Source organism: Paraburkholderia dipogonis (assembly GCF_042680985.1).
GTDB classification, from domain to species: Bacteria; Pseudomonadota; Gammaproteobacteria; order Burkholderiales; family Burkholderiaceae; genus Paraburkholderia; species Paraburkholderia phytofirmans.
The window spans coordinates 213530-232150 of sequence record NZ_JBHUFR010000021.1 but is presented as its reverse complement, the minus strand read 5'-3'; the positions used below and the strand labels follow the sequence as shown (position 1 = coordinate 232150).

Genomic DNA, 18621 nt, shown 5'->3' with positions numbered 1-18621 from the left:
TTCATCTTCCCTTCCGAGCCACGATGTTTTCCGTCACCTACGCGCAACTGAACGCCTGGCTCACCGCGTTCCTGTGGCCGTTCGTGCGCATCCTCGCGCTGGTCGCCACCGCGCCGGTGCTCGGCAACCGCTCGCTGCCGATCCGCGTGAAGATCGGCCTCGCGGCCTTTATCACGATCATCGTCGCGCCCACGCTCGGTGCGCTGCCGCAAGTCACGGTGTTTTCGGCCGAAGGCGTGTGGATCATCGTCAACCAGTTCCTGATCGGCATCGCGCTCGGAATGACCATGCAGATCGTGTTTCAGGCGATCAGCGCGACCGGCGACTTTGTCGGCCTCGGCATGGGTCTCGGCTTTGCAACCTTCTTCGATGCGCAGGCGGCCAGTTCGAGTCAGGTGCTGTCGAGCTACATGAACACCATCGCCATGCTGGTGTTTCTGGTGATCGACGGCCATTTGCAGATGATCAGCGCGCTGCTCGCCACGTTCCAGTCGGTGCCGGTGTCGGCGAACATTCTCGGCGCGCCCGGCTGGCGCACGCTGGCGAACTTCGGCAGTACGGTGTTTTCGGCCGGGTTGCTGTTGTCGCTGCCGGTGGTCGCCGCGCTCCTCATTACCAATCTCTCGCTAGGCATTCTGAATCGCGCCGCGCCACAGATCGGCGTGTTCCAGATCGGCTTCCCGCTGACCATGCTGATCGGCATGCTGCTTCTGCAACTGATGGTCCCGAATATGATTCCGTTCTTCACGCGGCTGTTCGAGGTTGGTATCGATCAGATGGGGCGTGTGGCGGCGGGGTTTAGATAGAAAGCGTTGGACTCAGGCGCCGACGCGGCCTTTGCATCGACACGTTGCAGCGAGTCGTCACTCTATATGCCCGCTCCGCGCGGGCATTTTCTTGCGCACGATCCGAAGTGAAGCGGCTTGCTTTGCGTACAGTGCTGGATTTGTGTCCGCACTAGCGGAATAGGTTGTCGCCTCAGGTCGCGACTTCCACGCGTCCGACAGAAATCAACCGTCTCCGTTGCCTGTTTGGCTCAGCATCAAACATCGACAAATCGTTACAAAAATAGTCATCTTTTCGGACTGATCGGATACCTAATCTCTTCGCTTTTCGTCGAAATCGGTTTCGGCAAGGGCAACCGTAGTTGCAGAGATGAGTTACTCCGGTCTGCGGAGTTCAAGATCAATCTTGTTCTGGGAGATTAAGTGAAGCGCTTTAGTGTCTCATTGGCCGGTTCCGTCTGCGGTCTATTTCTGACATGGGCATGTTTGTACGCATTCAGTCACACTCACTGGTCACATCTCTCCGGTGAGCCCATCGCTCAATGCCATGAACTCGGCAAATGTGCAGTCTCGTTGCGGGACGCTGCGCTTCTTCTCGCATATCTAATAGGGCCGGCGGTGCTCCTGGGTCTGATCAATGCAGCTGCATGGAACCGCTGGTCCACCTTGAAATGGGCTGTCTGGTGCTTCGGCATCTCGATCTCGACGGTCGCGCTGTATGCGACTGATCATGCCTCGGGAAGCTTTTAGCATCTTGCATCGACCGCGCCGTTCATCGAAAAAGAAAAAGAAAAAGGGCGGACCCGACTCAAACCGGTTTCCGCCCTTCCGCGTTTCAAACTACGTGCGCTATCAGCTCAAGTACTGAAACAGCGAGATATTCTGAATCTTCGCGAACGCCTGCTGCGCCGCTTGCAGTGCAGCCTGCGTCATCGTGTACTTGCCGATCGTCTTGACCATGTCGGTCTGCGTCAGATCCGCAAGATTGCTCGACGTCTGCAGCGTGTTGGTCTGCGTGACCGTCTGCAATGCCTGCACTTCCTGCTCGCGACCGCCCACGGCCGCTTGCGCCGTCACGACGTTGTTCATCGTGTTCTCGAGTTGGGTCATGCTGGTGGTCAGCGCGCTCTGGAAGCTCGCCGTCGACGCGCCGCCCGATACCGGTGTTTGCAAAGTGGTGATCAGCTGGCTCAGGTTGGCGAACACATCCATGCTGCCTTGCGTCGCCGGTGTCACCGTGAAGCTGTCGCCCGCGTTCGGCGCGCCGGTGATCGACACCGACTGGCCGCCGAGCGTGATCGCCGAACCGGCCGTGAACGCTTGCGGCGCGCTCGTGGTCACCGCGCCGGTAGCCGGATCGGTCTGGCTCACGGTATAAGTGGTCGCCGACGAGAAGTTGATCGAAAACTTGTCGGCGTTGGTCGGATCGGTGGGATTGGTCAGGCTTACCTGGCTGATCACGCCCGTGCCGGTGTTGCCGGTCGTCGCGGCCGGCACGGCGCTAGTGCCGATAGGCGCAACGCTGCCGAAGATCGCAATGCCGTTGTCGCCGGTCTGCACCACGTGCGAATCCGTAACCTGCACGCCGGGCGTGCCGGTGTCGCCGGAATAGGTCACGACGCCGGCCGAATTCGTGGTGTACGGCTGCGCGCTGCTTTGATAACCGGCGAACAGGTAGTTGCCCTGCGGGTCGGTCGAATTGGCGAGCGTCATCAGCTGGCTGCGCAGGCTTTGCAGTTGCGTCGCGATCGAACCGCGGTCGCCGTCGTTCAGCGAACCGTCGCCGGCGCGCAGCACCAGCGTATGAATGGTTTGCAGCACGGTATTGACGCTGCCGAGCGTGGTGTCTTCCTGTTGCAGCGAGGCGAGCGCGGTGCCCTGATTGGTCGTGTATTGCGACAGGGTCGTCGCCGTCGAGCTCAACTGCACGGCCTGCGCCGCGCCGAGCGGATTGTCCGACGGCGTGGAAAGGCTCACGCCGCTCGAAATTTCGGCATACAACTGCGACAACTGAGCTTGCTGATCGCTCATCGTCGCGACGTTCATGTTGAAGTACTGCGTGCTGGAGATGCGCATTGTCAACGCCTCACTGGAAGATGCCGAGTATCGTCTGGAACAGGGTCTGCGCGGTCTGGATGACCTTGCTGTTCGCCTGATACAGCTGCTGATACTGAAGCAGGTTGGCTGCTTCTTCGTTGATGTTCACGCCCGAAACCGACTGCTGTGCAGTGGTGATCTGCGTCACCAGCGAGCTTTGCGCGGTGCTCGACGTTTGAATCTGGTTGGTCTGGTTGCCGATATTGTTGACGTAGTTCGCATACGCGCCCGTCAGCGTGACCGTGCCGCCCGACAGCGATTTCGCGGTGGACAGATTCGACAACGCCAGGGCGTTGCGGCCGTCGTTGGTCGCGCCGGTGTTCGGGCCGATGGTGAACTTGTCGCCGGCCGCCGGTGCGCCGCTGATCGTCACCGAGACATTGTTCATCTGGCCGGCGGTCGTGTTGTTGATCGTCAGCGTCGCGCCGGTTGCCGACGAATACGGCACCACCGTCGTCGCGCTGGTGATCGAATACGTGGTGGCGGGAGAACCTGCCACCGTCACTGTCGAACCAACCGGGAAGCCGGACAGCCCCGTGCCGTCGTACGAGAGCGTGGTGGTCGAATTCGGCATGGTGTAGCCGGCCGTTACCGTGCCCTGCGTGATCGTGCCGGTGCCGGTGTTGCTCGACGCGGCGGCGCCCAGCACAGGCGCGGCGGCGGCGATCGCCGAGGCGTCGGTGGTGGCGGTCGCGAAGCTGTTGAGCGCGCCGCGGGTCGGCTCGACCGTGAACGAGTCGCCGGCGTTCATCGTGCCGGTTGTCGAGAAATTCAGGCCGTTGATCGGTTGGCTCAGGTTGGTCGCCGAACCCACTACGCTGCCCGTCGAATTGTCGGTCAGCGTGTACGTGGTGCCGTTGTAGGCCAGCGTGTAGTCGCCGGTGGTCGGCTGTGCGGGATTCGCGAACGACACGTTCAGCGACGCGTTGCCGGTGTTCTGCGTGTTCGCATAAACAGTCGGGCCGCCCACCGAGAACAGCGCGCCACCCTTGGCGCCGGCCAGCGTGATGCCCAGCCCGTTTTGCGCGTTGACCTGCGCGGAGAAGCTCACTGCGATCGCGCCGAGTTGCGCCTCGCCCGGATCGAGCGTCTGGCTGCGGAACGCGAGCAGACCGCCGAGCGTGCCGCCGTCGATCTTGCTGTCGGGCAGGTTCTGCGGCGCGGCCGCCGGGTTCGCACCCGCCTGGCCGAGATACTGAACGGACAATTCGCTGGTGTCGCCGGTCGAAGGCGCCGTGCCCAGGTTATAGCTGTTGGTGGAGGACACCAGCGGCTGGCCGTTGCTCATGAAGACGCTGTAGCTGCCGTTGCTGTTCACCACATTCACGCCGATCAGTTGCGACAGATTCGACACGGCGAGATCGCGCTGATCCATCAATTGATTCGGCGGCTGGCCTTGCGTGCTGGCCTGAGCGATCTGGCCGTTCAGCTGCGCGATCTGCTGCGTGTAGCTGTTGATCTGCGAAACGGTGTTGGTGAGCTGCGTGTTGACGCTCTGGCGCAGCGCGTCGTACTGCTGACCCGCGGCGTTGATCTGGTTCACCAGCGTCTGCGCACCGCTCATCGCGGTCTGGCGCGTAGCCAGGCTCGACGCGTTGTTCGAGACGTTCTGCAAGCCGGTGAAGTAGCTGGTGATCGCGCTCGCGATCCCGGCGGTCGGGCTGCCGATCAGATTGTTCAGTTGCGAAATCAACGTGTTGTACGTCGACAGCGAACTGCCCGAGCTCTGCGCGTTGTTCAGCTCAGTGGTCAGATACTGGCTGTACTGACGCGTCACGGTCGTGGTCGAGACGCCTTGCGGCAGATAGCCCGAACCCGTGTACTGGCCGCCGCTTTCCGCATACACCGGCGTTTCGATGGTGTAGCCAGGCGTCGACGCGTTGCTGATGTTCTGGCCGGTCGTCGTGAGTCCCCACTGGGCTGCGTTCAGTCCACTGAGGCCGAGATTGATGAGATTGGACATGCGTCATCCTGAAGGGCGACACCGTACACATGCCGCCGCGTTACTTGAACATCTTGTTTAACGGCCTCGACTGACAAAAATTGAGGTCATTCCGATGCGTGTTCGACGTTTGTTTCAACGTTTGCGAGGCTTGCCTGCCGGGCTTGTCATTCGTCGCGCAATGAGGCGCGCCGGTGCGGAAAACAGGTGACAAGGAAGCGACGATGAACCGGCAGGCGCACACGATGCGCGAGCAATTCGCCCACGCACCGCGAATCCGACATTTCAATCAGCGCACCAGCGAACGGCGCTTCATCTCGAGCTGCGTGATCAGACGTTGCAGCGTGTTTTCCGCGCTGCCAGGCAGCGTCAGGAAACGGAAGCCGAGCTGGAAGCGCTGCGTGCCGTTCGGCAGCGCCGTGGAGCGATGCGACACGAGCTGCAGATCGAGCGAGAGCCGGCCGAGCGCACCGAGCGCCAGCTCGCAATCGAGCAGGCGCGTGCCCATCGGCAATTCGGCCACGCGTTCGTCGGCGGTGCGCATGCCGACGCCGCCAAGCGACAGGTCGTGCACCTCGAAGCGGAACGTGTCGCCTTCGGGCAAACGGCCGGAACATACGTACGGATCGAGAATCGGTGCATCGACGCGGAAGTACTCGCGGCGCTGCACGTAGAACAGCACCTCGGGGAAGTCGGCCTCGAACGCAGGCAGTCCTTCGAAGCGCGTCTCGCGCGGCGTGGCGGTGGCGAATTCCACGCGCACGCCGTCCGGCTGCGCGTGGAACTGGCAGCGCGGCGCGCCCAGCAAGCCCCGGTTCTGATCGGACAAGGCGCCCCAATCGAACGTAAAGGTGCGCCCGCGCACGTCGACTTCGAGCAGACGCGTGACGAGCTGTCCGCCGGCATATTGAACGGTGAGGAAATCGCCGCGATTGACGAGATTGCGCAACTGAACGCCGATCTCCAGCGGATTGCGACGGCCAAAATCGTTGCCGTCTTCGGCTGTCTGAGCGTGCAACTGGCCGTGTGTGTCGGTCTGGCCGTTCGACTGGGTAGTATCCATGGGCTTGCCGGTATGCTTGTTCTTGCGGGCGCGTGCCAGAGCTCCTGCCGGGGCTTTCGCGCGGTCTTCATCGAAGCCGCAGCACGCGCATCCCACCCGGACATTACAACGCTTTCCGGTATCGGGTCTAACTGATTAGCGGCAGTATCAGGCCAAAATTTAGGGGCCTGTCATGAATTATTTGCCGCAAACGTTAAAACCCGCCGTCTCTTTCGCGGGTGGACCGGCCGCCATGGGCGGCCGGCCTCGTCCGTCTTGTTATGCACCTGGCCCCGTCGCGTGCATGCTTTTGATTCGATCAAATGATCAGGTGATTCGAACCGCGCTCGCGGCGGCTCAGCCCATCTTCTGCATGATGGACATCAGTTTTTTCGCGTAGTGCGGGTCGGTCGCGTAACCGGCGCGCTGCATGCCGTTGGCAAAGCCGTTCACGTCGTGCGCCGAATTGATCACCTGCGCGTAACGCGGATTGCCCTTGAGCAGGCTCGCGTAGTCGGTCATGGCTTCCTGATACGAGTCGTACGCGCGGAATTTTTCCACAACGCGCTGCGGCTTGCCGTTCACGTATTCGGTCGTGACCGTCGACACGGTCTTGCCGGTCCAGTCCTTGGTCGCCTTGATGCCGAACACGTTGTGGCTGGTCGAGCCGTCCGTCTTCTTGATCTCGCTCTTGCCCCAGCCGGATTCGAGCGCCGCCTGGCCGATGATGAACCGCGCCGGAATGCCGGTCGCCGCGCTGGCGGCCTGCGCCGGTTGGGCGAGCTTGTCGACGAAAGCGTCGACCTTCGGCGAGCTGCCGTCGCCCTTGAGCGGCGGAGTCAGCGCGCTGTTGGCCGAGTAGCCCTTGCCCATCGCCAGTTGGCCGTTGGCCTGCGCGTTGCCGTACGCTTTGGCGAGCGCGTTCAGTGCCGCGGTCTGGCCTTCATCGCCGCCGCTGCCGCCGCCCAACGCGTTGGCCATGCCGGCCAAGCCACCCGCGCCGCCTGCCCCGCCCGCACCGCCGCCTACCTGCATGCCCTGATTGCGCATCAGCTGCTTGAGCATGGCGTCCGCCACGCCAATGCCCTTTTGCGACATCTGTTGCGACAACTGCTGATCCATCATCGACGTGAAGGTGGCGCTGTCGTGCGAATCGAACGGGCCGTCTTGCGGCGTCGCGTCGCGCATGCTCTTCAGCATCATCTGCGTGAAGACGGCGTCGAACTGCTGCGCGGCCATCTTCATGCCGGCTTGCGGAGATGCCTTGGCCTGCGCGCTCAGCTTCGCGAAGCCCTGCACGTCGAGCGCGAAGCGCTGGGTCAGGTCGTTCGCCGAAGCGGCGGAATTGGTCGTATCCGAATTCATCCTGTGTCTTCCTTAGATGATTTCCAGGTCGGCGCGCAGAGCGCCCGCCGCCTTCATCGCCTGCAGGATCGACATCAGATCCGCGGGCGTCGCACCCAATGCGTTGAGCGCCTTCACCACTTCGGCGAGATTGGCGCCGGCGGTCACCAGCTTCAATGCGCCGTTGTCCTGCTTCATCTGAATCTGCGACTGCTTGGCCACCACCGTCTGGCCGTTCGAGAACGCGCCCGGCTGGCTCACCACCGGCTGCGTATTGATCACGACCGAGAGGTTGCCGTGCGCCACCGCGCAGTTCTGCAGCGTGACCATCTGGTTCATCACGATCGAGCCGGTGCGCGCGTTCAGGATCACCTTCGCGGCGGCTTGCGCCGGCTTGACGTCGAGGTTCTGCAATTGCGCCATGAAGGCGACCTGCTGCTCGGGGTCGGTCGGCGCGCGCAGTTGAATCGTGCGGCCGTCGAGCGCGGTGGCCGTGCCGCCGCCGAACGCGTTGTTCACGGCGGCCACGACACGTTGCGTGGTGTCGTAGTCCATCTCGTTCAGGTCGAGCTGCATGGTGCCCGCTTGCGACACGGAAGTCGGCACCGCGCGTTCGACGATCGCGCCGCCGGCGATGCGGCCCGCGGCCAGCGTGTTCACCTGCACCTTGCTGCCGTTGGCGCTCGCGCCGGCGCCGCCGACCGCGAGATTGCCCTGGCCGAGCGCATACACCTGGCCGTCGGCACCCTTCAGCGGCGTGAGCAACAGCGTGCCGCCGCGCAGGCTCTTGGCATTGCCGAGCGACGACACGGTCACGTCGATCGCTTCGCCGGGTCGCGCGAACGGCGGCAGCACCGCCGTCACCATCACAGCAGCGACGTTCTTCAGCTGGATGTTCGAGAGCGACGACTGCGAATTGCTCGAACCCGCCGCCTGGTTGTTGATCGAGATGCCGAGGTTCGCCAGCATGTTGGCGAGCGTCTGCGTGGTGAACGGCGTTTGCGTAGTCTGGTCGCCCGTGCCGTCGAGGCCGACGACCAGGCCGTAGCCGATCAGCGGATTGTCGCGCACGCCCTGGATCTGCACGAGGTCCTTCAGGCGTTCGGCATAGGCAGGCGTGGCCGCCGGCAGCGCCGCGCAGGCAAGCGCGACGAAGGCGAGCGCGCGGCCGAAACCTGCGAGTCGGGTGCGGATGCGTGTACGGAAGAGAACGGTACGCATGATCACCACGGCGACACGTTGAGGAAGAAGCGCTGCAGGAAGCCCATGTTCTCGGATTCGTCGATATAGCCCTTCGCGGAATATTCGATCTTCGCGTCGGCCACCTGGGTCGAGTACACGGCGTTCAGGTTGGAGATCGTGTTGGGATTCACCACGCCCGAGAAACGCACGAATTCATTGCCCTGGTTGATCAGCATCTGCTTCTCGCCGCTCACCATCAGGTTGCCGTTGGGCAGCACGCCGGTCACCGTGACGGTAATCACGCCGCTGAACGTGTTCGACGCATTCGCGCCGCCCGTCGCCGCGAACTTGTTGGCGCCGTTCGCACTCAGGTTCACCTTGCCGAACAGGCCGCCGAGAAAGCCGGCGGTCGGCACGTCGAAGTTGGTGTTGCCGCTGCGGTTGACGCCCGCGCCCGAGGATTTGGTCGCGTTGACGTTTTCCTGGATCACGATCGTCAGGATGTCGCCGACATTGCGCGGCCGCTGGTCTTCGAACAACGGACGGCCCGCGTAACCCGGGTTGTAGATCGAGCCCGGCGACTGCGCCGACGGCGGCATCGGCGGCAGCGCCGTCATCGGTTGCTGCGTGATGGGCTGCTTCGGCACGAGGCCGCAGCCACCCAGGGCCGCGAGCAGCGTGAGCTGCACGAGCGCCTGAGCGGTGCGCGAATGAACCGGATTACGAGAGAAGTGCGACATCATCATTACCGCCTGTTTTGCTGCCTGTTTGTTCCCAGTCCCTTGAGCTTTAAACCTGCATCTGGCTCAGGGTCTGCAGCATCTGATCGGACGTGGTCACGGCCTTGCTGTTGATTTCGTAAGCGCGTTGCGTCTGGATCATGTTCACCAGTTCCTGCACCACGTTCACGTTCGATGCTTCCACGTAGCCCTGATTCAGCGTGCCGGCGCCGTTCAGGCCCGGCTGCGCGACGTTCGGCGCACCCGACGAAGCGGTTTCCGCGAACAGGTTTTCACCCTTCGCATCGAGACCGGCCGGGTTGATGAACGTGGCGATCTGCATCGAGCCGAGCTGCTGGCTGTTGGTCGAACCGGCCACAGTGATCGACACGACGCCGTCGCTGCCGATGGTGAGCGAAGTCGCGTTGTTCGGGATCGTGATCGCCGGGATCACCTGGTAACCGCTCGACGTCACGAGCTGGCCTTGGGCATTGGTCTGGAACGAACCGTCGCGTGTGTAGGCGGTCGTGCCGTCGGGCATCTGCACCTGGAAAAAGCCCTGGCCGTTGATGGCGACGTCTTTCGAGTTGCCGGTCTGCTGCAGGTTGCCCTGCGTGTACAGACGTTCGGTGGCGACCTGCTGCACACCCGTGCCGAGCTGGATGCCGGACGGCAATTCGGTGTTCTGCGTCGAGTTTGCACCCGGCTGGCGGACGGTCTGATACAGCAGATCCTCGAACACCGCGCGCGAGCCCTTGAAGCCGTTGGTGCTGACGTTCGCGAGGTTGTTCGAGATCACGTCCATCTGCGCCTGTTGCGCATTCATGCCGGTGGCGGCGATGTAGAGTGAGCGATTCATGGTTCTTCCCTGTTAGCTAAAGCTGAGCAGCTGGTTGGCGGACTGATCGTTCTTGTCGGCGCTTTCCAGCAGCTTGGTCTGCATCTGGAACTGGCGCGCGTTGGTGATCATCGAGACCATCGCGCTGACCGGATTCACGTTGCTGCCTTCGAGCGAGGCCGGCGCGAGCGTGACGGCCGGATCGGCGTCGGCGGCATTGCCGTCGGCGGTACGAAACAGGCCGTCGTCGCCGCGCGTCATGGTTTGCGGATCCGGATTCACCAGCTTCAGCTGATCGACCGTCACCACCGCGGTGGGCGGATCGCCCGGCGTCAGCGCGGACACCGTGCCGTCCTTGCCGATGGTGATTTCCGCGCCCGGCGGCACCGACACCGGGCCGCCGTTGCCGAGCACCACCTGATTGGTGGCGTTCACCAGCTGGCCGTTTTCATCCACATGCAGATTGCCGGCGCGCGTGTAGGCTTCGCCGCCGTCGGCGGTTTGCACCGCCAGCCAGCCCGGCCCCTGAATCGCCACGTCGAGCGGGTTGCCCGTCTGCTGGATCGGCCCGGGCGTGTAGTCCGCACCCGGCGTCGACGACAGCACGAAGGTGCGCGTGGTGTTGTCGTTGATCGAACTGCCGTCGCCGAACGACATCGGCACGGCGCGGAAAGTCGCCAGTTGCGCGCGAAAACCGGTGGTCGATGCATTGGCCAGGTTGTTCGCGACGATTGCCTGCTGTTCGAGCGCCTGCGTACTGCCCGACATCGCGGTGTAGATCAGCCGATCCATGGTGGGTGAGTCCCGGTCGCTTACAGGTTGATCAGGGTCTGGTCGACGGTCTGCTGGGTCTTGATCGTCTGCGCGTTCGCTTGATAGTTGCGTTGCGCGGTGATCAGGTTCACCAGTTCGCTCGTCAGATCGACGTTCGAGTTTTCCACCGCGCCGCCTTGCAGCACGCCGTGGTTGGTCGAGCCCGGCGCGGAAATCTGCGCGACGCCCGAAGCCGAGGTCTGCTGGAACTCGTTGTTGCCCAGGTTCACGAGACCGTTCTGGTTCGAGAAGTTGGCCAGCACGATCTGGCCGAGGGCCGCGGTTTGCTGGTTCGAATAGTTGCCGGTCAGCGTGCCGTCCGCGCCGATCGTGAAGCTCGTCAGCGTGCCGGCGGCGTAGCCGTCGGGCTGCAGCGAGTTCACGCCGTCCTTGCCGCCGTACTGCGTGGTGCCGGCGATGTTCAGCGTCAGCTTCTGCGGCGTCGACGAACCGTCGGTGGTCGGAATCGAGAAGTTGTAGGCAAACGGCGTGGTCGTGGCGACACCGGCTGCGTCCGTCGTGCCGAGCAGAGTGCCCGATGAGTTGAAGTTCGCGTGGCCGATCAGTTGCGCCGTGCCCGTCGAGGTGCCGGCATACACGTTCCACGTGCCGGCCGACGTCTTGGCGAAGTACATGTTGACCGTCTGCGAGCCGCCGAGCGAGTCATAGACCGTCGTGCTGGTCGAGTAGTTATACGTCGACGAGCTGTTCTGATTGAACGCCACCGGGGTCGGCGCGATCGCGACGCTGTCGCCGGTCGCCGGTGTGCCGTTGAGCGTGATGGTCTGACCGTTGCCGAGCGAGATCGCCGTGCCCGCCGTGTACGTCGCGGGGCTGGTCGTCGTACCGAGCGTCGTGTCGGTCACGGTGTAGGTCGTCGGGCTCGTGAAGTTGACCGTGTAGCTGTCGTTGTTCGTGCCCGAAGCGGTGTTGGTGATGGTTGCGCCGGGCGTCGTCAGCGTGCTGCCGGCGACGAGTGCCGGCGTCACGGTCGGCGTGCCGAGCATCAGCGGATCCTGCGCGTTCAGGTTCAGACCCGCCGTGATCTTGGTGGTGGCTTGCGGCGCGATGTTCGCGGTCGGCACGGTGAGCGGCACGGTCTGCGCGGTGTTGATGATGCCCGAGCTGTTCGCGGCGTAGCCCATCAGTTGCAGGCCTTGCGCATTGGTGATGTTGCCGTTCTTGTCGAGCTGGAACACGCCGTTGCGCGAATACACCAGCGAGCCGTTGTTCGACAGCTGGAAGAAGCCATTGCCGTTGATCGCGACATCGAGCGCCTGGTTGGTGCTGGTGATCGTGCCTTGCGAGAACTGCTGCTGCACTTCGGCGAGCTTGGTGCCGATGCCGACCTGGTTGCCCACCGCCGTCGCCACGGAATTGGCGTACATGTCGGCGAATTGCGCGGCGCCGCTCTTGAAGCCAACCGTATTCGCGTTGGCAATGTTGTTGCCGATCACGTCGAGGTCGCTCGACGATGCCGACAAACCACTCAAACCTTGTTGGTAACCCATGACGGTCTCCGTATCTGGAAAGTCGTAACTGACAGAATCTGAATCAGAGGATGGCGGCGACGCTGGTCAAGCCGACCGTCGAGCCGTTCGAGAGCACGAGGCCCGGCGTACCGTTGGTCTGCATGACGACGCTTTGCACCGTGGCGCCCGTGAGCGTGGTGGCCGTGGCCTGCTGGCCGTTGATCGTGCCGACTGCGCTGATCGTGTAGTTGCCGTCGGGCAGCGTCGCGCCCGTCGTGTCGGTCGGCGTCCAGCCCACCGGAATCGTGCCGGCCGACTGCTTGCCGAGGTCGATCGTGTTGACGATCTGGCCCGCCGAGTTCTTCACGACAACTTGCAGATCGCTCACCGAGTTGGCGAGCTGCACGCCGAACGCACCGGCCTTGCCGCTCGCGACCGCCACCGAGCTGCCCGGGGCGAGCACGGTCGAGCCGATCAGCAGCGCTGCTTGCGACTGCTGGCCCGCCGACATCTGCGTGGCGAGCGAGCTGAGGGTCGTGTTCAACTGGCTGATGCCCGAGACCGTGTTGATCTGCGCCAGCTGCGAGGTCATCTGCGAGCTGTCCATCGGGTTGGTCGGGTCCTGGTTCTTCAACTGCGCGACGAGCAGTTGCAGAAACGTGTTCTGCAGATCGGTCGCCGAGGTGCCGGACGTGCTGCCCGTCGAACTGGTGGAACTCGAGGCACTGTTCGTGCCGTTCATCGTATCGAGCAGCGTTTGCGACACTGTCGTGCCGCTGCCGCCGATGGTGGTGTTGGTGGTCAAGGAGCTCTCCTCAGGTTCCGATCGTGAGCGTTTTCAGCATCAGTGTCTTGGCGGTGTTCAGGGTCTCGACGTTGGCCTGATATGAGCGCGAGGCCGAGATCATGTTGACCATCTCCTGCACCGGATCGACGTTCGGCAACGTGACGTAGCCGTCCGAATTGGCGGCCGGATTGCCGGGGTCGTACGCCGTCTTCATCGGCGTCGGGTCGTCGACCACGCCGGTGACCTGCACGCCGCCGACCTGCTGGCCCGAAGCCGTGCGCGCGCCGCCGAGCGGGCTGACCGCGAACACGACCTGCTTGGCCTTGTACGGCTGGCCGTCCGGGCCGGTCGTGCTGTCCGCGTTGGCGAGATTCGACGCCGTCACGTTGAGCCGCTGCGACTGCGCCGACATCGCGGAGCCTGCAACACCAAAAATGTTCATCAGGGATGGCATTTCCCGACCTCTCTCTTACCGGTTCGACCCGGCTTCACGTTAATCCCGTAGCGATTGTTCTTGCGTACTGCTGAGTCTGTCGGCGTGGCTTCTTACGAGCCCGACTGGATCGCCGACAGCATCGTTTTGATCTGGCTGGACAACACCGTCATGCCCGATTCGAAGTGCAGCGTGTTGTCCGCGAACTGCACCCGCTCCGTGTCGATGTCGACCGTGTTGCCGTCGAGCGCGGGCTGGGTCGGCACGCGGTATTGCAGGTTGCCGTAGTCGTCGGACGGGCCGCCGGTCGGCGTCAGCGTCGACTTGCCGGCCATGTGGCCCGGCGCCGTCGACACCATCGACATGCCGCTCGTCACACCCGCGGGCTGCGTCATCGCCAGCGTCGCGTTGTTCGACGCCGCGGTGCCAGTGGCGCCGCCGCTCTTCTTCAGCGCGCCGGCGAGCGACGAGGCAAAGTCGACGTCGCGCGCCTTGTACCCAGGGGTATCGGCGTTGGCGATATTCGACGACAACAGCTCCTGCCGGTAAGCGCGCACATCGAGCGCCTGACGGCCAAAGGCGAATTCGGCATCGAGTTTGTCCAGCATAAGAATCTCCGGAGAACGTTCCCGAGGCTTCCCATGCATGCCTCGCGTGAGGACTGCACCAGGCGGGAAGACCTTTTTGCATGAGGTGCATCTTATGGGCCGAACGCAAGCGGCAATCGGACGAATAACCGGGAAAGGGGGCTTCTATTCAACGTTTGCGCAAAGGGGGCGCTCACTAGAATGCAAGGCGTACCGATGCATTCGATGGAGAAACACGATGGACCAGCCCGCCTTCGATCCGACGCACCGCGCGAACTGCGCGGCGGCGCATCGCGTGGGTGCGGGCGCCGGCGTCGCGCGCCGTGCGGCGCGCACGGCCTCGCGTCTGCTGACGCGCCTCGTCGTGAATCTGGCGGTGTGGGTTGCCGGCGGCATCGTGTTGCTGCCAGCTACCACGCGGGCCCAGGAAGCCGGCGGCCCGATCGTGATTCCCGGTCCGGGAGAAAAGAATCCGGCCGCGCTCGCCGATCTGGCCGAGCATATGCAAACCGCGCCGGCCAAGCGTGCCGGTTCCGCCGCTACGTTGGCCGCAGCCACCGCGCAGTCGCTGACGCCGAATTCCACGGCTCGCGACGCCGATTCATTCACGCGCGCCGCCAATGCAAGTGGCTCGATCGTCATTCCGGGCGCGGGCGAACCGCCAGCCGCGCCGCAAATGATCCGCACCAGCTTCAGGCCCGACGCCAACGGCGTCGTCACGATTCCCGCGCCGGGCAGCGCCAATGCGAACGCCATGGACGGCGTCGCACGGGTCAATGTCGTGCCGGGTTCGCGCCAGGTGGTTCCGGTCGTGGTGACGCCCGCGTCGCAGGCCAATGGCGCACGGCAAGCCACGGGCGTTCAGCCGGTGGCGGCCAATGCGCCGCTCAACGCAGCCGCAGGGGCATCCACGGCGGCAGGCTTCGACAGTCTGGCGTCGCGCGGCGAGCCGCCGCAGTTGGGCGCGAACGGCAAGCCGGTGGTGACCCGCGCCGCTGTCGCGCCGGTTGCAACGGCGGTGCCCACGCCCGCGCCGGCCACCATCGGCCGCACGCCCGCCATGCGGCAAGTCGCACCGGCCGTCGCGCAACAGAATCTGCGTCCGGCGACACTCGCGCCCGCCGCGCCGCTGCCCGGCCAGCAGGATCCGGAGGCGATCCGCAGCGCCGCGCTCGCATTCCTGCAGCAGCAGTCCGCCGGCTTGCCCGGCAAGGTCGACATCACCGTGGCGCCGGCGTTTCCGCGCGGTCTCGCAGACTGCACGATGCTCGAACCGTTCATGCCGAGCGGCGCGCGCCTGTGGGGCCGCATGACCGTCGGCGTGCGCTGCGCGGGCGAGCGTCCGTGGACCATTTATCTGCAGGCGCGCATCTCGCTGCACGCCACCTACTACCTGGCCGCCCGTGCCATGGCGCCCGGCGAAGTGCTCACCGCCGCCGACCTCGTCGCGCGTGACGGCGATCTGACCGGCTTGCCGCAGGCGATCGTCACGGACCCGTCGCAGGCGGTCGGCTCGGTCACGCTCACGCGCGTTGCCGGCGGCATGCCGCTGCGCCGCGACATGCTGAAAAGCGCGTCGGCGGTATCGATCGGGCAAACGGTGCGGGTCGTGGCAGCTGGCGAGGGCTTCGCGATTTCGGCGGAAGGCAGCGCGATGAACAATGCGTCGCCGGGCCAGCAGGTGCGGGTCAAGACGGCCAACGGCCAGATCATTTCCGGCATCGTGAAAGACGGCTCGACCGTGGAGATTCAGCTGTGAACCAATACGGCGCGCACGCCATGATGGTTTCCCGCGCTACGCCTGTTCCGGCGGGCACGAGCGGCGCGGCAGGCAGCACCGGAATCAGGCCAGCCAAAGCCCCGGGTAGAGATGTAAGGAAAGGTAACGCCTTGATCGATTGCGCTAAAGTTTTGATCAGCGGTAGCCGTTATAAGGATCAAATCGTTCAGGAAGCCAATCGTGAAAGTCGATTCCACAACCAATTCGAATCTGCCGACGTTGAAAGACGCCCTGTCCCGCTCGCAACAAAGCGACGCGACCACCGCGAACAGCAACGCGCAGAATGCGGGCACGGCCTCGCAGAGCACCACCAGCGGTTCGGGCGACGCCAGCGTCAGCCTGTCGGGTCTGTCGCAGCATCTGCGCAGCCTCGCGGCGTCCGGCTCGGCCGACATCGACACGGCGCACGTCGAGTCGATCAAGCAGGCCATCAAGGACGGCTCGCTGAAGATCGATTCCGGCAAGATCGCCGACGGCGTGCTGAACACCGCACGCGAGCTGTTGCAAAGCAAAACCTCGTCGACCGGCAACTGATCGACGCATCGAAGTACGGTGAAGTGCCGGGCGGCGTTCGACAAACCCGGCTCGCGGATCGTGCGCGAGCCGTCGTGTTCAGCGAGTTGTTGAGATGAAAGACGCCCTGCTTGCCACCCTCATCGAAGAATATTCGGCCGTCGAGGCATTTGCCTCGATTCTCACGCTCGAGACCAAGGCGCTGACTGCCTTGTCGCCGCTAGAATTGCTGCCGCCGATCGTCGAGAAGAAAACCGAACTGATCGGCGAGCTGGCCAAACTCGAAGCCACCCGCGACGGGCTGCTCACCGAGATGGGCTTTCCCGCCGGCTGGCCCGGCATGGAGCTCGCGGCTAGCACTGACGCGCGCGTCGCTGAGCAGTGGTCGCTGCTGCAAAAAGCCGCCGAACGCGCGCGACGCTGCAATACCAGCAACGGTGAACTGATCCGCGTGCGCATGGACTACAACCAGCGGGCGCTGACGGCGCTGCAGGTGGCCGTGCCGCAGAAGGTCGGCTTCTATGGCCCGGATGGCCGGATTCCCGCGCGTCCTGCCGTGTAAAGATTGTCGCTGGACCCGCTGGCCTGACGCGTGCGTCGGGCTGACTCAGATGGATTGAAAAACAGATGGATTGAAAAGGGCTCGTCTTTTGACGAGCCCTTTTTGCTTTTCAGGCACCCTGCTTCGAGCGCGCCGCACTCCTTCCCGCGCACGTTAGCCATCCGGCCAGGTGGCGCGAAATCGCCAGCCGCGTTGAAATCATGGCTTCCCTCTTACTGAGTTGCTCCGCTGTCCCGAGCCCTTTCAAGGCTATCCGGACGTGCATCAACGGAGTGCTAACCACTAGCGAGATTGTGTAATGGTGTGTATGATTCGAGGAGTGCAGTATGAAAAGTGCCGAGGTCGTGAAACTCATTCAAGCGGCGGGTTGGCAGGTGGTTCGCATATCGGGCAGCCACCATCATTTTCGCCACGCGGAAAGAACCGGTCTCGTGACCATCCCGCATCCGAAGAAAGATCTTCCGCCCGGCACGTTGAACAGCATCCTGAAACAGGCGGGCCTGAAATGAAAAACCTGACTTTCCCTATCGCGATCGAACCGGGGAGCGCGGATCACGCGTTCGGCGTCATCGTGCCGGACATTCCGGGCTGTTATGCGGCGGGCGATACGCTGGAAGAAGCCTACGCGAACGCCAAGGAGGCAATCGAGGCCCATCTTGACGTGCTGCTCGATGAAGGCTTGCCGATTCCCGCGCGCCGCACGCTGCAAGAGCACCGGCGCAATCCCGACTATGCGGATTTCACGTGGGGACTTGTCGCCACCCGGAATATTCCCGCCTTGAAGAAGGCGGTACGTATCAATATCTCGCTGCCCGAAGCACTGGTCCAGGAGATCGACACTTATGCCCAGGCGCGCGGCATGTCGCGTTCGGCCTTTCTGGCACTGGCCGCGGAACATGAAATGGCCGAGGCATAAGAAAAAGCGGTTACGCGACACGCCGCTCACCGCTCCCTAGGGCCATCGAATACTCGAACTTCAGGTCGCCTCGGCGTTCGCCCAGGCCATCTCACGCAAGCGCGTACGCAGACGGGCCACGGCCTGGCTGTGCAACTGGCAGACGCGCGATTCGCTGACTTCCATCACCGCGCCGATTTCGCGCAGGTTCATGCCGCGTTCGTAGTACAGCGACATCAGCAGCTTCTCGCGGTCCGGCAGGCGGTCGATCGCCTCCACCAGCGCCGAGCGCAGGCTGTCGTCGAGCAGCGCCGACAGCGGGTCGGAGTGATCGACGCAGTAGCGGTCGAGGAACGGCTCGTCGTCCGCCGAACGGTCGAAGTCTTCGTAATAGATCAGCTGGCTGCCGTGCAGATCCTGCAGCATCGACTGATACTCGTCGAGCGGCATTTGCAGGTGCTCGGCAATCTCCGTTTCGCTCGCCGAGCGGCCCAGATTCTGCTCAACCTTATGCACCGCCGTTTCCACCTCACGCGAGGTGCGCCGCAAGCTGCGCGGCAACCAGTCGTTGCTGCGCAACTCGTCGAGCATCGCGCCGCGAATCCGCTGGCTGGCGTAAGTCTCGAACTGCGCGCCCTGGTCTTCCTTGTAGCGGCCTGCCGCGTCCAGCAGTCCGATCATGCCGGCCTGGATCAGATCGTCGAGATCGACGCTCGCCGGCATCTTGGCGACGAGCTGCAAGCCGAGGCGACGCACCAGCGGTGCGTACTTCGTCAGAACTTCGGCTTGGGAAATCTTTCCCTGAGCGTTATACATCGTGCTCCCCTTGT

19 protein-coding genes are annotated in these 18621 nt (G+C 63.6%); 6 read left to right on the top strand and 13 right to left on the bottom strand.

Going from position 1 to position 18621, the window contains the following annotated elements; all coding sequences use genetic code 11:
- Nucleotides 1–23: 23 nt before the first annotated feature.
- Complete coding sequence (gene fliR, locus ACFSNN_RS26760; RefSeq protein WP_134457571.1) at nucleotides 24–806, top strand: flagellar biosynthetic protein FliR; 783 nt, start codon at nucleotides 24–26, stop codon at nucleotides 804–806.
- A gap of 831 nt (nucleotides 807–1637) precedes the next feature.
- Here fliR and flgL read toward each other — a convergent pair.
- The 12 genes from flgL to flgB all read right to left on the bottom strand — a co-directional run bounded on the left by flgL (nucleotide 1638) and on the right by flgB (nucleotide 14062).
- Entirely contained in the window at nucleotides 1638–2861 is a 1224-nt protein-coding gene (gene flgL / locus ACFSNN_RS26755) for a flagellar hook-associated protein FlgL (RefSeq protein WP_134457570.1), read from the bottom strand.
- Nucleotides 2862–2871: 10 nt separating this feature from the next.
- Nucleotides 2872–4845, bottom strand: coding sequence for a flagellar hook-associated protein FlgK (gene flgK / locus ACFSNN_RS26750; RefSeq protein WP_134457569.1), 1974 nt, complete (start codon nucleotides 4843–4845; stop codon nucleotides 2872–2874).
- 268 nt (nucleotides 4846–5113) lie between these two features.
- Nucleotides 5114–5887, bottom strand: a complete 774-nt coding sequence (locus tag ACFSNN_RS26745) for a flagellar brake protein (protein WP_106303353.1) — start codon at nucleotides 5885–5887, stop codon at nucleotides 5114–5116.
- Nucleotides 5888–6223: 336 nt separating this feature from the next.
- Nucleotides 6224–7231 (bottom strand): flagellar assembly peptidoglycan hydrolase FlgJ, encoded by a 1008-nt coding sequence (flgJ, locus tag ACFSNN_RS26740; protein ID WP_134457568.1) that lies wholly within the window; start codon nucleotides 7229–7231, stop codon nucleotides 6224–6226.
- A 12-nt stretch (nucleotides 7232–7243) separates the two neighbouring features.
- On the bottom strand, nucleotides 7244–8431 hold the full coding sequence (locus tag ACFSNN_RS26735; RefSeq protein ID WP_134457567.1) for a flagellar basal body P-ring protein FlgI: 1188 nt from the start codon (nucleotides 8429–8431) through the stop codon (nucleotides 7244–7246).
- 2 nt (nucleotides 8432–8433) lie between these two features.
- On the bottom strand, nucleotides 8434–9132 hold the full coding sequence (flgH, locus tag ACFSNN_RS26730) for a flagellar basal body L-ring protein FlgH (RefSeq protein WP_041759058.1): 699 nt from the start codon (nucleotides 9130–9132) through the stop codon (nucleotides 8434–8436).
- Nucleotides 9133–9181: 49 nt separating this feature from the next.
- Complete coding sequence (flgG, locus tag ACFSNN_RS26725; protein WP_012434703.1) at nucleotides 9182–9970, bottom strand: flagellar basal-body rod protein FlgG; 789 nt, start codon at nucleotides 9968–9970, stop codon at nucleotides 9182–9184.
- Nucleotides 9971–9982: 12 nt separating this feature from the next.
- Entirely contained in the window at nucleotides 9983–10741 is a 759-nt protein-coding gene (gene flgF, locus ACFSNN_RS26720; RefSeq protein ID WP_012434704.1) for a flagellar basal-body rod protein FlgF, read from the bottom strand.
- A gap of 20 nt (nucleotides 10742–10761) precedes the next feature.
- A complete protein-coding gene (locus tag ACFSNN_RS26715; protein WP_134457566.1) occupies nucleotides 10762–12273 on the bottom strand; it encodes a flagellar hook protein FlgE in 1512 nt (503 codons plus the stop codon).
- Between the two features lie 43 nt (nucleotides 12274–12316).
- Nucleotides 12317–13039 (bottom strand): flagellar hook assembly protein FlgD, encoded by a 723-nt coding sequence (gene flgD / locus ACFSNN_RS26710; protein ID WP_134457565.1) that lies wholly within the window; start codon nucleotides 13037–13039, stop codon nucleotides 12317–12319.
- 10 nt (nucleotides 13040–13049) lie between these two features.
- On the bottom strand, nucleotides 13050–13475 hold the full coding sequence (gene flgC / locus ACFSNN_RS26705) for a flagellar basal body rod protein FlgC (protein WP_012434707.1): 426 nt from the start codon (nucleotides 13473–13475) through the stop codon (nucleotides 13050–13052).
- A 92-nt stretch (nucleotides 13476–13567) separates the two neighbouring features.
- Nucleotides 13568–14062 carry a flagellar basal body rod protein FlgB gene (gene flgB / locus ACFSNN_RS26700; RefSeq protein WP_116143690.1) on the bottom strand — a complete coding sequence of 165 codons (495 nt, stop codon included), beginning with the start codon at nucleotides 14060–14062 and terminating at the stop codon, nucleotides 13568–13570.
- A 217-nt stretch (nucleotides 14063–14279) separates the two neighbouring features.
- Here flgB and flgA point away from each other — a divergent pair, with 217 nt between their 5' ends.
- From flgA to ACFSNN_RS26675, 5 genes are all read left to right on the top strand, one after another.
- Nucleotides 14280–15800 (top strand): flagellar basal body P-ring formation chaperone FlgA, encoded by a 1521-nt coding sequence (gene flgA, locus ACFSNN_RS26695; RefSeq protein WP_134457564.1) that lies wholly within the window; start codon nucleotides 14280–14282, stop codon nucleotides 15798–15800.
- A gap of 201 nt (nucleotides 15801–16001) precedes the next feature.
- Nucleotides 16002–16355, top strand: coding sequence for a flagellar biosynthesis anti-sigma factor FlgM (flgM, locus tag ACFSNN_RS26690; RefSeq protein WP_134457563.1), 354 nt, complete (start codon nucleotides 16002–16004; stop codon nucleotides 16353–16355).
- A gap of 94 nt (nucleotides 16356–16449) precedes the next feature.
- Nucleotides 16450–16896, top strand: a complete 447-nt coding sequence (locus ACFSNN_RS26685; protein WP_134457562.1) for a flagella synthesis protein FlgN — start codon at nucleotides 16450–16452, stop codon at nucleotides 16894–16896.
- Nucleotides 16897–17222: 326 nt separating this feature from the next.
- Nucleotides 17223–17405, top strand: a complete 183-nt coding sequence (locus ACFSNN_RS26680) for a type II toxin-antitoxin system HicA family toxin (protein ID WP_134457561.1) — start codon at nucleotides 17223–17225, stop codon at nucleotides 17403–17405.
- Complete coding sequence (locus ACFSNN_RS26675; RefSeq protein ID WP_134457560.1) at nucleotides 17402–17812, top strand: type II toxin-antitoxin system HicB family antitoxin; 411 nt, start codon at nucleotides 17402–17404, stop codon at nucleotides 17810–17812. The genes ACFSNN_RS26680 and ACFSNN_RS26675 overlap by 4 nt, the downstream gene beginning before the upstream one ends.
- A gap of 60 nt (nucleotides 17813–17872) precedes the next feature.
- On the opposite strand, the gene ACFSNN_RS26670 is transcribed toward ACFSNN_RS26675, so the two are convergent.
- Nucleotides 17873–18607, bottom strand: coding sequence for an RNA polymerase sigma factor FliA (locus ACFSNN_RS26670; RefSeq protein WP_012434714.1), 735 nt, complete (start codon nucleotides 18605–18607; stop codon nucleotides 17873–17875).
- Nucleotides 18608–18621 lie beyond the last annotated feature (14 nt).

Coding starts and splice junctions, on each gene's coding strand:
- fliR (WP_134457571.1), top strand. CDS start 24: ATGTTTTCCGTCACCTACGCGCAACTGAACGCCTGGCTCACCGCGTTC.
- flgL (WP_134457570.1), bottom strand. CDS start 2,861: ATGCGCATCTCCAGCACGCAGTACTTCAACATGAACGTCGCGACGATG.
- flgK (WP_134457569.1), bottom strand. CDS start 4,845: ATGTCCAATCTCATCAATCTCGGCCTCAGTGGACTGAACGCAGCCCAG.
- ACFSNN_RS26745 (WP_106303353.1), bottom strand. CDS start 5,887: ATGGATACTACCCAGTCGAACGGCCAGACCGACACACACGGCCAGTTG.
- flgJ (WP_134457568.1), bottom strand. CDS start 7,231: ATGAATTCGGATACGACCAATTCCGCCGCTTCGGCGAACGACCTGACC.
- ACFSNN_RS26735 (WP_134457567.1), bottom strand. CDS start 8,431: ATGCGTACCGTTCTCTTCCGTACACGCATCCGCACCCGACTCGCAGGT.
- flgH (WP_041759058.1), bottom strand. CDS start 9,132: ATGTCGCACTTCTCTCGTAATCCGGTTCATTCGCGCACCGCTCAGGCG.
- flgG (WP_012434703.1), bottom strand. CDS start 9,970: ATGAATCGCTCACTCTACATCGCCGCCACCGGCATGAATGCGCAACAG.
- flgF (WP_012434704.1), bottom strand. CDS start 10,741: ATGGATCGGCTGATCTACACCGCGATGTCGGGCAGTACGCAGGCGCTC.
- ACFSNN_RS26715 (WP_134457566.1), bottom strand. CDS start 12,273: ATGGGTTACCAACAAGGTTTGAGTGGTTTGTCGGCATCGTCGAGCGAC.
- flgC (WP_012434707.1), bottom strand. CDS start 13,475: ATGCCATCCCTGATGAACATTTTTGGTGTTGCAGGCTCCGCGATGTCG.
- flgB (WP_116143690.1), bottom strand. CDS start 14,062: ATGCTGGACAAACTCGATGCCGAATTCGCCTTTGGCCGTCAGGCGCTC.
- flgA (WP_134457564.1), top strand. CDS start 14,280: ATGGACCAGCCCGCCTTCGATCCGACGCACCGCGCGAACTGCGCGGCG.
- ACFSNN_RS26685 (WP_134457562.1), top strand. CDS start 16,450: ATGAAAGACGCCCTGCTTGCCACCCTCATCGAAGAATATTCGGCCGTC.
- ACFSNN_RS26680 (WP_134457561.1), top strand. CDS start 17,223: ATGAAAAGTGCCGAGGTCGTGAAACTCATTCAAGCGGCGGGTTGGCAG.
- ACFSNN_RS26675 (WP_134457560.1), top strand. CDS start 17,402: ATGAAAAACCTGACTTTCCCTATCGCGATCGAACCGGGGAGCGCGGAT.
- ACFSNN_RS26670 (WP_012434714.1), bottom strand. CDS start 18,607: ATGTATAACGCTCAGGGAAAGATTTCCCAAGCCGAAGTTCTGACGAAG.